This is a genomic window from Methanosarcina sp. WH1 (genome assembly GCF_000970005.1).
GTDB lineage: Archaea > Halobacteriota > Methanosarcinia > Methanosarcinales > Methanosarcinaceae > Methanosarcina.
Window position 1 is genome coordinate 3,240,524 of the sequence record NZ_CP009504.1, and the last position, 13,690, is coordinate 3,254,213.

Consider the following 13,690-nt stretch of genomic DNA (forward strand, 5'->3'; position numbering starts at 1 on the left):
ATTAAAAACAAATACTTGTTTTTGGGAATCAGTCTGTTTTTACTTTTTCATTTCCACGTTTTCCAGGAACCCATCTCCCCTTGGTGTCGGGAAATAGTATACTGTCCCGTCCTTTTCTTCCTTTTCGATGTAGAGGGCGTCTTCAAGCATGCTGAGATGGAAATTGGTCATGGATTCGTTCAAGTTGAATTCCTTTTTTATCTCTTCATAAGACTTTTTGCTATTTCCAAGAAAGATCAGGATGTTCCTGCGGGTGTTATTCTGGAGGGTCTTCAACCCGAATTTGTGGTCCTCGGTGGGATTTCGGGTTAACTTCCCTTCACGCTTCATTCTTTCTAGCCATTCTTCTTTATTTCTGGCATTTTCGTTTGAGTCCATATCTGATCAGTAATATATTTGCAGGAACAATTAAATACATTATGAAGTTTGTGAAAAATTATCAGACATTTCCCGAGTTTGTGGGTTTATATTATGAATAGCTTTATTGTTTTTTAATTTCTATGAAACTGAACCCTGAACTCGAATCCCTGGATATCCTTGCAAAAGTCATCCTCACCGCCGCCCGAACCGCCCCTAAAGGCAAGGGCATCGACGACATCGTAACCCGCCTCCTCTCCCCTGAAGAAAAAACCGAACTTGCCTTAAGGATGGAAGAGCTAAGTGAAATCAAAGATCTCAAATTCCTGCTCCGGGACGCCCAGAACGTCAGGGGCGCAGATGCCATTGTCCTTATCGGGCTTAAAGCTTCGGGTGTCAGCAGTCTGGACTGCGGTGCCTGCGGTTTTGCGACCTGCAAAGAGATGCTCGAACACGAAAAAGTTCAAAAAGAATTTTTTGGTCCCCAGTGCATGATCAAGTACCTGGACCTCGGTATTGCGGTGGGTTCAGCTGCAGCAAAGGCAAAGGACCTCTGCATCGACAACCGGATCATGTATTCTGCCGGAGCAGCTGCCTGTTACTTTGAGATGATTGACGCGGATGTGGCAATGGGGATTCCATTGAGCATTAAGGGAAAGAATATTTTCTTTGACAGGGAGTCAACGAGAAAAGTGTAGGAATGAGATTGAAAAATAGGGGGTCAGGAAAACCAGATCCCCTGCAAAAAAGAAAATATTAAATCAGGTGTGAATAACTTTTGTTTCCTCAGTTCACCTGTTTTCACCTGAAACTTTTCAACTGCTCAAAATCAAGGGTTGCAAAGTAATCCTCAATTGTTTCAGCCCTGCGAATCTGCACAACACTTCCGTCTTCTCTCAGTAAGAGCTCGGCAGAGCGGAGTTTTCCGTTGTAGTTGAATCCCATGGCATGCCCGTGGGCTCCGGTGTCGTGGATTGCCAGGACGTCACCGATTTCAATTTTGGGGAGCATCCTATCGATTGCGAACTTGTCGTTGTTTTCGCAGAGGGAGCCGGTTACGTCATATTTGTGAGTAAGGGGCTCGTTTTCTTTTCCGAGGACGGTTATATGATGGTATGCTCCATAAATTCCAGGGCGCATGAGGTTTGCCATGCAGGAGTCCATGCCCACGTAGTCCTTATACGTGCTTTTCAGGTGCCTGACCTGAGATATGAGGTAGCCGTAGGGGCCTGTGATAACCCTGCCGCATTCCAAGTAAACCTTGAGCGAAGAGAGCCCGTTGGCTGTAATGGTGGTGTCGTAGGCTCCTTTTACACCTTTTGCTATAGCTTCCAGGGAGACCGGTTCCTGTTCGGGCCTATAGGGTATTCCTATCCCGCCACCGAGGTTTACGAATTCGAATTGAATTCCGAGTTCTTTTGAAATCTCAACTATCAATTCGAAGAGAATCCTTGCAGTTTCCACGAAATAATCGGGGTTAAGTTCATTTGAAGCTACCATTGTGTGCAGCCCGAAGCGCTTGACCCCCTTATCTCTCAGGGTCCTGTACCCTTCAAAAAGCTGCTCCCGTGTAAAGCCGTACTTTGCCTCTTCAGGTTTTCCAATTATTGCGTTCCCTTCTTTCAGGGAGCCGGGATTATACCTGAAGCAGACGATTTCCGGAAGCCCGGCATATTTTTCCAGATAGGGAATGTGGCTGATGTCATCAAGGTTGATGTAGCCTCCCATTTCCTTTGCTTTTACGAACTCCTCTGCCGGGGTGTCGTTTGAGCTGAACATGATGTCGTCCCCTGTCATCCCTGCCTTTTCCGCAAGGATAAGTTCAGGCAGGGAACTGCAGTCTGCCCCGAAACCCTCCTCTTTGAAGATCTTGAGGATAAAGGGATTAGGAAGGGCCTTTACGGCAAAAAACTCCTTGAAGCCGGGAACGTCTTTAAAAGCAGATTTCATTCTTCTGGCATTTTCCCTGATGGCTTTCTCATCGTAAATATGAAAAGGAGTGGGATATTTTTCCATTATTTTCAGGATTTGTTCTCTGGTGAAGGGGAGGTCCTTTGAAACCATTATTGTAACCTTTTGCCTGATTTTTGTTTAAATCGATTTTATACCAATTTGAACTTTTATTCCTTTATTAGTTTTTCCACGATCTTGGGTACTGAATGAAAAAGTATCGATTTACTGAAATAAAACTTTATTTTAAAAAGACGTTTCATTTCCGTTAATTAATGCCAGTTTCAAACTCTATAATTTTTCCTTCCAATCTTCTTGTGGGCATGATCTTCTCAAGCTCCTCAAAAAGTTTTGTAAGATTATTATACTGCGCCATTGCCCCTTCTCTGAAAAAGCGTTCAAAGTTGTCTACAATAACTATTCCCCATTCCAGTCTTCATCGAATTGCACCTTCAGGTTTTTGATATAGACATTCATTTCCAGCAAGGGGTAAACCAGTGCTCTCTGGTATTTCATCCCTTTTACCGAAACCTTTAATATCTAAAAGATGCATGAGAAGAGTACACAGCAGTTCCTTAAGACAGTATGCGACCGTGGTTTAGTGGCTATGACCTGAGCTTCCCAAGCTTAGAACCCGGGTTCGAATCCCGGCGGTCGCATTTCAGGCTTTTTTCAGATTCCTTTATTCAGGTTTTTTTCAGATTCTTTATTCAGATTTTTTTCAGATTCCTTTATTCAGGTTTTTTTCAGATTCTTTAATTAATGGTGCCCATTTTCTAATCCAATCTCTCTCACGTGAAGTGCCTTTAAGCTCTTGAATTACGACTCCTTCAAATAATTATATATCTACCTGCACAATACAGCTATAATATTAATAATATTACAAAAATAATTATAAATTATAATACAATTAATACAATCATAATGCAATTAATATGAATATAATATTATAAATACAATAATAACATTACTAATGTAATTATAATATTGCTAATAGAATTATAACACGATTAATATAAATAGTTGTAAATTTCATATGAAAAAAATTATCGTAAATGCGATGGTGCTTATATTTGCTATCACCCTTTTTTCCGGAAATGTTTCGGCAAATGGTGATGAAAACTATAATGATCACAGCAGAGATGATTCACAACCAGAATCCCGTGATCTCGGACCCGGTGAACCATCTGACAATGAAAATGCCAATCCGGCAGAAGACCGGACAAGACACAAAGACGCCTGATATAAAAAATATGGTATTTTTTCTTTTCAAATTTGATTTCCGTTTTCTCCATTGGATCTTTATTAACGGTAAAATCTTCTTTTTGATTCAATCCTCAGAAAAATCAAGTGAAAACTTTTTTCTGTAGACCATTCCCTGAAATATTGCTATAAGGTCTCCTCCGTCATCTATGATGTTCACAGTATATGTGGCGATTTTAGGGTTTATTGAAGTCTCCTTTGCTTCGGCTGTGAGGATCCCTTTTGTTCCGGCTTTTACAAAGGAGATGTTTGCATTGATCCCAACTGCAGCAGTACCGTATGCGTTTGAGGCTGCAGCAAAAGCAAGGTCTGCAAGAGTAAACAATGCGCCCCCCTGCACCGCTCCTAAAGCATTAAGATGTTTTTCTTCTATTTCCATCCTGGCTTTTGCATAGCCGGGGGCAACTTCCAGTAGTTCTATTCCTGCATGCGCTGCGAATTTGTCTTTATTAAAAAACCGTATGAGTTTTTCCATAAAATAGCTCCATTCATTGCCAGTAAAATTATTTTCCATATTCCATGTTTTTTATTAAAGTTATAACTTCCTGATTGCACCCTGGAGTATATCACTATCGGTTATGAAATAATTTAGCACTGCCCGTAAATGCCTGATAAACCGGAATTTTAAATACAATTATGAACGGGAGAAAGAGGACCGCGTTCGGGAATGAAGTACCGGAAACTGACATTCTGGATTAAGAAAAAACCTGGAGATGGATTTGAACTTGTCATAATAGAAACCAGTCATGGAAAGGTTGAGTGCCATTAGTACGCAGCAGAAGAAACGGATAAGGCAGTGATTTTGGTTGCTCTGTAATAGATTTGGATTTCAAGGTGTCTATTGATTCTGAAAATCTGACTAACCTTCCATATAGTTAAATAAGGATTAAGTATTTATAAATTCACTTGATATTATTAAAGTGAATTATATTAAACTTGTTTTAATTTAATATTGGTTGTAAAAACTAATCGGTCCAGATGACCGAATTCGCATACGGGGGTATAGAATGAAAATGAAACTAATACTGCTAGCGCTATGTCTAACCTTGTCCATCGTATCCGTACAAGCACATACTGACGTGGTCGGAGCCATGGATAACACAAATGTAATTATAACCGGAGATATTGCTAAAACCGTCACATGTAACGTGACCGGAAACGCGGTTGTGTTCGAAGAAATGGATAACATGACTGAAGGCAATAACATAACCGAAAACATGAAAACCTTTAATGTGGCCGGAAAGATACTTCTAATCAAAGACATAGGCAATATGACCGAAAAGGCAGTTATGATCGGAAAAATGGATAACATGCCCGGAAACGTGGTTATTTTCGGAGAGAGGGAAATAATAGAAGGCATGGATGACATGGATTATATCACCAAAAACATGGATAACATGAATGTGATCATGACTGGAAATATGACTGGAACCATCACTTTCGACATGACCGAAGATATGGGTAATGTCACCGAAAACATGAATAACAGGACTGGGTTCGTTACTGGAAACATGACTGGAACCGTAACAGGTGATATGACCCGAAAAATGGTTGTGATCAGGAACATAGGTCCTATAGCCGAAATGGTCACAAAAGTGTGTAATATGACCTGGACAGCCGCTGATAAGGATAATATGACTGTACCTACGGCATGTAATATTACCGGGAAAATGGTTATAATCAAAACTATGGATGACATGAACGTAATGGACGAAGGCATGAATGATATGGTCGAGATGGGTGGAAATACGGCTATACTCGAAAAAATGAACAACATAGCCGAAATGAATGAGTCCAGAGATAAAACCACCGGAAAGATTATTATAGTCCAAAAAATGGATGATATGATTAAAATCGTGACTAGACCCATTGAACTCAACGCGACTGAAAGAACGACTATAATCGAAAAAATGGAGTAAATGTCTTAAAATTTTTTAGATTTGGAGAGAGCTAATTAAAAACTTTAGACCAGGAATTAAGGGCTGTAAATTTACAATATTTACAGTTTTTAATTCTTCTATAGGATTTCAATTAACATCCTATTTTTTTTCTTCGTGGGAATTTTACCCGGATCTTTCCAGCTAATCCTGGACCGAATGAAATATAGTAGCAGGGTAAAAAAGAAGTACCAAATCGAAGAATATATTGAAACCTATTTTATCAGATTTTCATCTGGATTATGAGATTATTACTTGTATTATAAGATCACTATTTTAAATGCTCGAAGGGGGTTCGATTGCGTCGTAAGGACAATATTCAGCACATCTACCGCATTCCAGACATATAGACCCGTCAATTTTATAAATTTCCCCTTTACTGATAGCGCCTGAAGGGCATAATTCTTCACATATCCCACAGGCTGTACACTTTTCTGTAATTTTATAGCCAGGTTCTGCTACATTTGCTCCTCCGAAGGAAAATCTTTCACGTCTTGGGGGGGTACCGGATAAATCAAACATTTCCCCCACCCCGGAAAATAAGCAAAAAACCTCGAGAATATCTTTTGTATCCTCCGGGTATATTTCATCAAGAACCGGGTTTATCTCAAATATTTTTTCCAGGAAACTGTTCTCAACGAATTCTATCTTTCCTCTGACCCTAACCATAACATAGTTGTTATCCATGCCAACAAGAGCTATTTCCGGATTTTTCTTTAACTGCTTGTAATAGGGTTTTCCCCTTGCTGTGAGAAAATAGAGCTTCTCATTTTCAACCAGCATTACATCACTCATCCGGACTGCCGGTTTTCCCTCATCAACAGTTGCAACAGCAACGGATTTGATATTTCTTAAGAATTCAAGTGGATCTTCCATGCTCCAGCCTTTAGATTTTTACTTTTACGTTTTCACTTTTACGTTTTCACTTTTACGTATTCACTTTTACGTTTTCACTTTTACGTTTTCACTTTTACGTTTTCACTTTTACGTATTCACTTTTACGTTTTCACTTTCTTTTAAATCCTCTTTCTTTTAAATCCTCTTTCTTTTAAATCCCCTCTTTTTCAAATCCTCTCTTTTTCAAATCCTCTCTTTTTCAATTACTCTCTTTTTCAATTACTCTCTTTTTCAATTCCTCTTTCTTTTAAATCCTCTCTTTATTAATTACTCTCTTCACATTACGTAAAATACATAAATAAGGCTACAGCGAAGTTCTCCCTCTAGGAAAGTGGGTTTTGATAATGTCTGCGCTACCTGTATAGTATTATTTTGGATATTTTAAAGATATATACTTTCACCAGATCCACAAAGAAACTGGAACAGTTTCCCAGGGTCAACTCTCTTTTATAGGAAGAAGCTTAAAACCCATGAAGTCTTAATTTTATGGGATATAAGCGTCAATTTTCATATATTTTTAAATTGTTGGTTCTGCCAAACTATTTTTCGTATTAAGTTAATTTAATAGTAGACACTGTCACCACAACCCAAAATGTGAAAACCAAGCTGGGGGAGTTGGATAACAGGGTATCGTATACCTGAAGGGACCGGGAACATTAAGTAGGAGAAAAACGGAAGCTCCAAGCATCTCAAGTAATCTCACGATCATACATTCCATTTTACCTGTGGTATGTGGAGCAGGACCTGTATGACTTGTCCTCAGTAGAGGAACAGGAATGGCAAAGGGGAAAGCCACATGGATATTGGACAGGTGCATTGCCATGCTAACAAGGATGTCTATTATGGCAAAAACAAAACCAAAGAGAGTCGGATACAAAAACCGCTCTTTGTTCCACACCGTATCAAAGAGTTTTCCTTTCTTCTTTCCTGCCTCGCGGAACCTCCCACACTCCATAAACCCATGATTCCGGTTTCAAGGGACTCATGCAGGACTTTGTGTCATTTGAAAGCTTCCTTTCCAAAACCGGTGAGTTCAAGCATGATATTCTTTTTGTTGTCAGGAGTCCGGACTCTTTTTACGAGCCCTTTTTCCTCAAGTTTCTCCACTATCTGGGAAATTGCCCCCCTGGTCACCCCCAGATGGAAAACAATGGATGTCAGGTTTTTTCGGGGTATTTTCCGACCACCTCTATGATATGAAACTCCGGCGGGTATAGGAATACGCCACTTCCAAGATCCACCGGTTTTTTTCGAGCATGTATGCTTTGTTCAAAGTGCGGATTCTAGTATCAAGAAGGGTAGTGACCTTTTCGTCCAGATTCAAAATCTCTACTTGCTGTTTCTTTAATTGTAATTCCTGATGTATGCTTTCTTTCTGAAATAGGGAACGAGTTCCTTAAATTTTTTTGATATAATTTGTCCCTACCTTTTCTGCTCTTTCCCCTCACTCCCTTTACCGGAACAGCTTATCCCTGCATCTCTATGAACGGTTTATCCCTACATCTCTATGAACGGTTTATCCCTACATCTCTATGAACGGTTTATCCCTACATCTCTATGAACGGTTTATCCCTACATCTCTATGAACGGTTTATCCCTGCATCTCTATGAACGGTTTATCCCTGCATCTCTATGAACGGTTTATCCCTGCATCTCTATGAACGGCTTATCCCTTCATCCCTATATGCCTGCACTTACAGGGCGGACCTGTCAAGAAGCTCGAGAGCTTTGTTTATAAGGTATTTCCGGTGTTTAGGGTCTTTGCTCCTCCAGGCCACTCTCAGCAGCCCGTAGCTCATGTAGAAGGGAAGGACCTGCTTAATCTGGCGGTATTCCTCTTTATCCCGGCTGTAGTTTCGGAGGAAGCTTTTAATGTGGGGGATAGCGGCAGAAGCAGTGCCTTTTCGTGCGAAATGGTGGAAGACTTCAGCACTCAATATCCCAAGGTCGTGGGCAAAATGCCCATGCCCTGTGGAGAGCTCAAGGTCAATCGCATAGATTTCGCCCCTGTAGAAAAGGTAGTTTGCCGGAGTGGCATCGTTGTGTGTGGTGCAGCCATGCGTCCTGTCCAGACGTGGGTCTTTTTCCCATCTCACAAGCTTTTTTTCATAACACTGCCTGGTAGAACCGTGCAGGGGCATATGGGCCAGGTTTTTGCGGATCTTTGAAAAATCTCTCTCTTTTTCGTAATCACTTTTCGTGTCCCTGTGTAGTTTGCCAAGAAGTTGAGCTATGGCTTTTAACTTTTCGTCCAGGTCTTTTTCATTTTTCAGGTACCAGGAAAAGGGCTTTCCGGGAATGTATTCTGTCACAAGCACACAGTCGAAATGCCTGTTTGCTGCAATAGGACAGGGGATATTGATTATTTTATCAAGCCTTTTGAGTTTGTGATACTCGTTCAGCATGGCTCCCTTGCAATCATATTTTCTTATTTTTCCGGTGGGTTTTTCTAAAAATTTTGCAATAACACTGAAGCCTTCTCCCTCAAACTCATATCTGCAGACTCTATGGGATGCCGGTCTGACCCTGAATTCCCTTACATTGCACCTGGAATTCTTAATCCTGTGCCTCTGCACCTGGACAAGCCAGTCCCTGAAAGAATCCCCAGGTTTCAATTTTCTAACGTATTCCTGTGAAACTAAAATCCCCCCGATTTCAGCATCAAGTCTCGTAATATTTTACAGGCATTCCTGTTTGGAATGTTAATTATCTTTTAGTTAATCAATTTGAACTGAAGGGTATAAGAACCTCTTCCAGCCCTTAAAGTATTTTATTGATGAAGTAAGAATATTTGACAAAAAGAAGTTTATGTAAAGGCTAACTTTTCCATCGCATGCTCAGTATATAGTATACTCAGTATATAGTATACTCAGTAATGGAGGAACCTTATGAATAAAAAATACCTGATGTATTTCGGCGCTATTTTACTCTTCCTTTTAATTACAGCACTCTTTTTTTCGATGCAAAAGAAAGACATCCCTTCCGGTTTTGAGAATGTAAATGTTGACGAAGCCAGGGGAATGACAGAAAAAGACGAGGTCTTCATACTTGACGTCCGCACCCCCGCCGAATTCAACTCCTCACATATCCAAGGGGCAAAACTGATTCCTGTTACTAATTCTGGCGAGTTAAATTTGAACCCTGATCAACTGCTGGAAGCCCGAATAAACGAAGTCCCGAGAGACAAAAAAATACTGGTTTACTGCAGGACAGGGCACAGAAGCATTACCGCGAGCAATCTTCTGGTAGTTGCCGGCTACTCCGATGTCTACAATATGGAGGGTGGGATCACCGCCTGGACAGGCGCAGGGTATCCTGTTGTAAGTTAAGCAGGCGGGGAAACTCACAGTTGATATGCTCCTAAATTCTTCTTTGGGACTAAACTTTATTATTTGGGTGCCTGCTTCCATTACTGCTATGTATCCGGAGAGAGGTAGTAAGCGTCCCCGGCGCTAATGATCTCTTCGTGGTCTCATCCTGGAAAAGCTTCATTTCCGCATCAGGCAAGATACTCATCCGCTGCATTAAAGCTACAAACATACCTTCAAAGGTGCCGTAAATGCCGCATGGACGGTATGGGCAGGACCGGCCCGTTTTTGAATTTCAGGTCCCGGGTGGCGCAGGCATCGGAAATCACCGTGCAGACAAAGCCAAGTTCCTTTACAGCCCGGACGGTCGTATTGATACACATGTGTCCCATCGCTCCGCAAATGACAGGTTCTGTTACGTCTGCTTTTTTCATGTTGATTTACGATTTCATTATCTGTATACCATGTTCAAAAGTCTGAGGGGGTTTTTACTGGCAGCAAACAAATGATATGCAAAAGGATAAGCCAGAGGGCCCAGCATTTCGAACAAAAACCTGTTTCTTTTTGAGTGTTCCATTTTCCCTGTCAGGTTTTCTTTTATCAGATCCTCGTAAACCCCTTCCCCCATTATGCTTCTTGCAGCAAAATTGGCGCTCTGGAAGGCATATCTCATTCCGAATCCCCAAAAGTAGTCCTGAAATCCTCCCGCTTCCCCTATAAGCATCGCGCCGTTTTCATCATAAAGATTATTTTTTATCTCAAAGTGCCCGTAACCACCAAATTTTTTACCTGAAGATACTGCCCTTTCGTCAACATATCCTGTAAAATATTTTACTGTTTCTCTGAGAAACTCGTCAGCGTGATGGACGTTTTTGCGGCCAAAAACGGTTGCAATCGTCCCATGTCCGTTTTTAATCAGGAGGTAAGAATAAAAGCCTCGGGCAATGTCATCACCAAAAGCCATATGATAGCTTTTTTCAATATCAGTATCGAATTTGATCCCTCTGGCGAAGATATTTGCATTTCTTGGACCGGTTGCGTTCACTTGTACAGGTACACCTTCCCCCGGGACGGAACCCATGTGGATATTTACACCCAGTTCCTCAGCTTGCTTGTGTAAGCTAGTATCCAGGCAGCCTGTACTGCTTCCCCTTCTTACCAGGTAACAGGCATTTTTTCCTGTGATAGTTTTTGCCTTGTTGGAACAATGAATGGTTAATTCGGATACCGGCTCGTAATCAAAAGACAGGTCAATCCCGTATGATTCTATCTGTTTCAGGAAATCGACTTTTTCAGACCAGTTTTCCAGACCCTGCCAGTCATTATGAAACCTTTTGCCAGGATCATTCTGTTTTTCAAAAACATTAACATTGTATTCATTTTTGCGAAGAATTATCGCACATCCCAGACCACTTATTCCCCCACCCAGGATATTTACTTCATTTTCCATTTAAACTCCAGCATAAAGTGGAATTTAGTATTATTTATAATTACTTTTTGGATTTTACCGGATATTTAGGAGGTAAATACAAAAACTATGGGAAATATAAAAGAGACACTGAAAAGCTGTACATGCTCCATATTTTTATCTTAGTTTTTCTGTTTTATCCCATAATTCTTCACCGAAAATACTATATCTTTTGATAAATATTTGCTCATTCGGCAAATGATATTTGTGGGGCAGGTGAATATAAAATTGGTTCATGAGCTGCTCATAAGCAGTTGATAAGTTTGCCATAAGCTGGTCATAAGTGTTTCATATATACTCATACCTGCCATTCCATTAAAGATTCAAGAAACTTAACTTACAGGAAGTTTTAAAATATCTTGTTCTAATTCTCAGAGGCGCAAAACGAAATGGAATTCTCCGTACTGGCACATGTTGATGTAATTCTCGGCTTTGCTATCCTTATCCTTACCATATTTTATAAATTTGAAGTCCCTCCGGTACTGGGTTTTCTTGTTACCGGAATGCTGATAGGACCTCATGGGCTTGGGATTCTGGACAGCGGGCAGAACATGGAATTAAATGCCGAACTAGGCATCGTTTTCCTGCTTTTTACGATCGGGGTCGACCTATCTTTAAGAGAGCTCTGGAAGATGAAAAAGGCTGTAATGGCAGGAGGAACTCTCCAGCTCCTTTTTACAACAACACTTGCCCTCATTGTCTGCACATGGATCGGGTTCAGTCCTGCTAAATCTATATTTATAGGGTTTCTTATCTCACTTAGTAGCACCGCAATAGTGCTCAAAGTCCTTCAGGACAGAAACGAAGTCTATACTCCACATGGAAAAACTTCGCTTGCAATTCTGATCTATCAGGACCTTGCTATCGTACCTCTTATCCTGATAACTCCTGTACTTGCAGGAAGTTCTGTGAGTTTTGAGGGGGCACTCCCCAATATTTTCTTTAAGGGTTCCCTGATTATTCTGGTTTTTATCCTGAGTGCCAGGTTTCTTGTTCCCTGGATATTTTATCATGTGGGTAAGACAGGTAGCAAACAGCTGTTCTTTGTCAGTGTCGTTTTCATCTGTTTGTCGGCAGCCGTCTTTACCTCAAGCATCGGGCTTTCTCTGGCTCTTGGAGCCTTTTTAGCCGGGATCGTGATCTCGGGGTCTCAATACAGCCAGCAGGCGATGGGGAATATCCTGCCTTTGAAAGACATGTTCATGAGCTTTTTCTTCGTATCCGTAGGCATGCTTCTGGATATCAGTTACCTGTTCAATCACCTTCCAATTCTTATTCTTGCAACGATCACCCTCATCGTCATAAAAATAATAGCCGGAGTGGGCGTAACTTCCCTTCTCGGGTTTCCTCTCCGTACAACTCTACTTACGGGGCTTGCACTGGCTCAGGTAGGAGAATTCTCCTTTGTACTTTCCAGGCTGGGAATGGAATACACTCTCCTGACTGAGGAAACCTATCAGGCGTTTCTGGCAGTCTCCATCCTTACTATGGGAGTTACACCCTTTTTGATCAGTGCTTCTTACAAGCCTGCCGATTTCATTGTCAAAAAGGCTTCGAGCACGGCATTTGGCATGAAACTGGTACAGGGCATCTATTCGGAGTCCCTTGATGATGAAGAACAGAAAGAGCCCCAGATGAAAGACCACCTCATAATAGCAGGTTTTGGCTTTTCCGGAAAGACAGTCTCGAAGGCTGCAAAAGCCGCAGGCATCCCCTATATTATCCTTGAGACTAACCCTGAAATCGTGCAGAAGGAAAAAGCAAAAGGGGAAAAAATCCAGTATGGAGATGCAACCTTTGGGGCAGTCCAAGAACATGCAGGAATTAAGAGTGCAAGAGTCCTGGTAACCGGGATATCTGATGCAGCTATTACAAGGAAAATTGTAGAGAAGGCAAAGGAGCTGAACCCCAGCATCTGCATCATTGCAAAGGTACATGACCTGCAGGAAATGAAACGGCTCAATGCCCTGGGCGCGGATGAAATAATCCCTGAAGAATACGAAACCTCAGTAGAGATCTTTACCCGCCTGCTCGAAAAGTATCTGGTCCCGAGGGAAGATATTGAGAAAATGGTTAATGATGTGCGGGCTAACGGTTACAGGAGACTGCGAAAGCTGGTCGTTGACACAGACATTGACAGCGGGTTCAGCATAAAAGACGGGCTTCCGGGAATCGATATTCAGGTCCTCAAAGTTGGTAAAGACTCTTATTTTGACGGAAAAACCCTCGCAGACCTGGGTTTCAGGAGAAAACATGGAGTAACCGTACTTTCGGTCCGCAGACGCTCAAATATGATCTCTACTCCAGCTGGAGACTTCATTCTTCAAGCAAACGATGCCTGTATCCTCCTGGGAAAACCCGGGGATCTGTACAATGTAAGAAAATTCTTTGAAAGTGCCCGGAGATAACCGGCACTTCTCTCATAATTTCACTATTATTTTACCCAATTTTTTTATTTAATTTTTACCATTTCTGTTCTTTTTTTTCCTTCCATCCATACAAATATATCC

General features: G+C 41.3%; 14 protein-coding genes and 1 tRNA gene. 6 read left to right on the forward strand and 9 right to left on the reverse strand.

The window, feature by feature from the left end; genetic code table 11:
• Nucleotides 1-39: 39 nt before the first annotated feature.
• On the reverse strand, nucleotides 40-378 hold the full coding sequence (locus tag MSWH1_RS14210) for a winged helix-turn-helix domain-containing protein (protein WP_048129569.1): 339 nt from the start codon (nucleotides 376-378) through the stop codon (nucleotides 40-42).
• A 122-nt stretch (nucleotides 379-500) separates the two neighbouring features.
• Between MSWH1_RS14210 and MSWH1_RS14215 the strand changes: the two genes are divergently transcribed.
• Nucleotides 501-1,055 carry a ferredoxin domain-containing protein gene (locus tag MSWH1_RS14215; RefSeq protein WP_048129570.1) on the forward strand — a complete coding sequence of 185 codons (555 nt, stop codon included), beginning with the start codon at nucleotides 501-503 and terminating at the stop codon, nucleotides 1,053-1,055.
• Nucleotides 1,056-1,158: 103 nt separating this feature from the next.
• On the opposite strand, the gene MSWH1_RS14220 is transcribed toward MSWH1_RS14215, so the two are convergent.
• Entirely contained in the window at nucleotides 1,159-2,421 is a 1,263-nt protein-coding gene (locus MSWH1_RS14220; protein ID WP_048129572.1) for a diaminopimelate decarboxylase, read from the reverse strand.
• Nucleotides 2,422-2,894: 473 nt separating this feature from the next.
• On the opposite strand from MSWH1_RS14220, the gene MSWH1_RS14225 reads away from it, so the two are divergent.
• Nucleotides 2,895-2,966, forward strand: a tRNA-Gly gene (locus MSWH1_RS14225).
• A gap of 377 nt (nucleotides 2,967-3,343) precedes the next feature.
• On the forward strand, nucleotides 3,344-3,550 hold the full coding sequence (locus MSWH1_RS14230; RefSeq protein ID WP_048129574.1) for a hypothetical protein: 207 nt from the start codon (nucleotides 3,344-3,346) through the stop codon (nucleotides 3,548-3,550).
• 87 nt (nucleotides 3,551-3,637) lie between these two features.
• On the opposite strand, the gene MSWH1_RS14235 is transcribed toward MSWH1_RS14230, so the two are convergent.
• On the reverse strand, nucleotides 3,638-4,045 hold the full coding sequence (locus MSWH1_RS14235) for a PaaI family thioesterase (protein WP_048130600.1): 408 nt from the start codon (nucleotides 4,043-4,045) through the stop codon (nucleotides 3,638-3,640).
• Nucleotides 4,046-4,577: 532 nt separating this feature from the next.
• Here MSWH1_RS14235 and MSWH1_RS14240 point away from each other — a divergent pair.
• Nucleotides 4,578-5,489 (forward strand): hypothetical protein, encoded by a 912-nt coding sequence (locus tag MSWH1_RS14240; RefSeq protein ID WP_052722719.1) that lies wholly within the window; start codon nucleotides 4,578-4,580, stop codon nucleotides 5,487-5,489.
• Nucleotides 5,490-5,783: 294 nt separating this feature from the next.
• Here MSWH1_RS14240 and MSWH1_RS14245 read toward each other — a convergent pair whose 3' ends face one another.
• The 4 genes from MSWH1_RS14245 to MSWH1_RS14260 form a co-directional block, all read right to left on the reverse strand.
• The gene (locus tag MSWH1_RS14245; RefSeq protein ID WP_048129576.1) at nucleotides 5,784-6,383 is read right to left on the reverse strand and encodes a 4Fe-4S binding protein; all 600 of its coding nucleotides are present in this window, start codon (nucleotides 6,381-6,383) and stop codon (nucleotides 5,784-5,786) included.
• Between the two features lie 598 nt (nucleotides 6,384-6,981).
• A complete protein-coding gene (locus tag MSWH1_RS19735) occupies nucleotides 6,982-7,359 on the reverse strand; it encodes a hypothetical protein (RefSeq protein ID WP_048129578.1) in 378 nt (125 codons plus the stop codon).
• A 44-nt stretch (nucleotides 7,360-7,403) separates the two neighbouring features.
• The gene (locus MSWH1_RS20330) at nucleotides 7,404-7,538 is read right to left on the reverse strand and encodes a MarR family winged helix-turn-helix transcriptional regulator (RefSeq protein ID WP_231591803.1); all 135 of its coding nucleotides are present in this window, start codon (nucleotides 7,536-7,538) and stop codon (nucleotides 7,404-7,406) included.
• A gap of 560 nt (nucleotides 7,539-8,098) precedes the next feature.
• Nucleotides 8,099-9,019, reverse strand: a complete 921-nt coding sequence (locus MSWH1_RS14260) for a phosphotransferase (RefSeq protein ID WP_231585429.1) — start codon at nucleotides 9,017-9,019, stop codon at nucleotides 8,099-8,101.
• A 273-nt stretch (nucleotides 9,020-9,292) separates the two neighbouring features.
• On the opposite strand from MSWH1_RS14260, the gene MSWH1_RS14265 reads away from it, so the two are divergent.
• Nucleotides 9,293-9,733, forward strand: a complete 441-nt coding sequence (locus MSWH1_RS14265; protein WP_048129582.1) for a rhodanese-like domain-containing protein — start codon at nucleotides 9,293-9,295, stop codon at nucleotides 9,731-9,733.
• Between the two features lie 215 nt (nucleotides 9,734-9,948).
• Here the strand turns inward: MSWH1_RS14265 and MSWH1_RS20335 are convergent, their stop codons facing one another.
• Nucleotides 9,949-10,146, reverse strand: coding sequence for an isochorismatase family protein (locus MSWH1_RS20335; RefSeq protein WP_048129584.1), 198 nt, complete (start codon nucleotides 10,144-10,146; stop codon nucleotides 9,949-9,951).
• A 17-nt stretch (nucleotides 10,147-10,163) separates the two neighbouring features.
• A complete protein-coding gene (locus tag MSWH1_RS14275) occupies nucleotides 10,164-11,162 on the reverse strand; it encodes an NAD(P)/FAD-dependent oxidoreductase (RefSeq protein ID WP_048129586.1) in 999 nt (332 codons plus the stop codon).
• A gap of 407 nt (nucleotides 11,163-11,569) precedes the next feature.
• Between MSWH1_RS14275 and MSWH1_RS14280 the strand changes: the two genes are divergently transcribed.
• Nucleotides 11,570-13,588: a cation:proton antiporter gene (locus tag MSWH1_RS14280; RefSeq protein WP_048129588.1), complete on the forward strand. Its 2,019-nt coding sequence runs from the start codon at nucleotides 11,570-11,572 to the stop codon at nucleotides 13,586-13,588.
• Nucleotides 13,589-13,690: the final 102 nt, after the last annotated feature.

Excerpts from the sequence above, each read along its gene's own strand:
- MSWH1_RS14210 (WP_048129569.1), bottom strand. The coding sequence starts at position 378 with ATGGACTCAAACGAAAATGCCAGAAATAAAGAAGAATGGCTAGAAAGA.
- MSWH1_RS14215 (WP_048129570.1), top strand. The coding sequence starts at position 501 with ATGAAACTGAACCCTGAACTCGAATCCCTGGATATCCTTGCAAAAGTC.
- MSWH1_RS14220 (WP_048129572.1), bottom strand. The coding sequence starts at position 2,421 with ATGGTTTCAAAGGACCTCCCCTTCACCAGAGAACAAATCCTGAAAATA.
- MSWH1_RS14230 (WP_048129574.1), top strand. The coding sequence starts at position 3,344 with ATGAAAAAAATTATCGTAAATGCGATGGTGCTTATATTTGCTATCACC.
- MSWH1_RS14235 (WP_048130600.1), bottom strand. The coding sequence starts at position 4,045 with ATGGAAAAACTCATACGGTTTTTTAATAAAGACAAATTCGCAGCGCAT.
- MSWH1_RS14240 (WP_052722719.1), top strand. The coding sequence starts at position 4,578 with ATGAAAATGAAACTAATACTGCTAGCGCTATGTCTAACCTTGTCCATC.
- MSWH1_RS14245 (WP_048129576.1), bottom strand. The coding sequence starts at position 6,383 with ATGGAAGATCCACTTGAATTCTTAAGAAATATCAAATCCGTTGCTGTT.
- MSWH1_RS19735 (WP_048129578.1), bottom strand. The coding sequence starts at position 7,359 with ATGGAGTGTGGGAGGTTCCGCGAGGCAGGAAAGAAGAAAGGAAAACTC.
- MSWH1_RS14265 (WP_048129582.1), top strand. The coding sequence starts at position 9,293 with ATGAATAAAAAATACCTGATGTATTTCGGCGCTATTTTACTCTTCCTT.
- MSWH1_RS20335 (WP_048129584.1), bottom strand. The coding sequence starts at position 10,146 with ATGAAAAAAGCAGACGTAACAGAACCTGTCATTTGCGGAGCGATGGGA.
- MSWH1_RS14275 (WP_048129586.1), bottom strand. The coding sequence starts at position 11,162 with ATGGAAAATGAAGTAAATATCCTGGGTGGGGGAATAAGTGGTCTGGGA.
- MSWH1_RS14280 (WP_048129588.1), top strand. The coding sequence starts at position 11,570 with ATGGAATTCTCCGTACTGGCACATGTTGATGTAATTCTCGGCTTTGCT.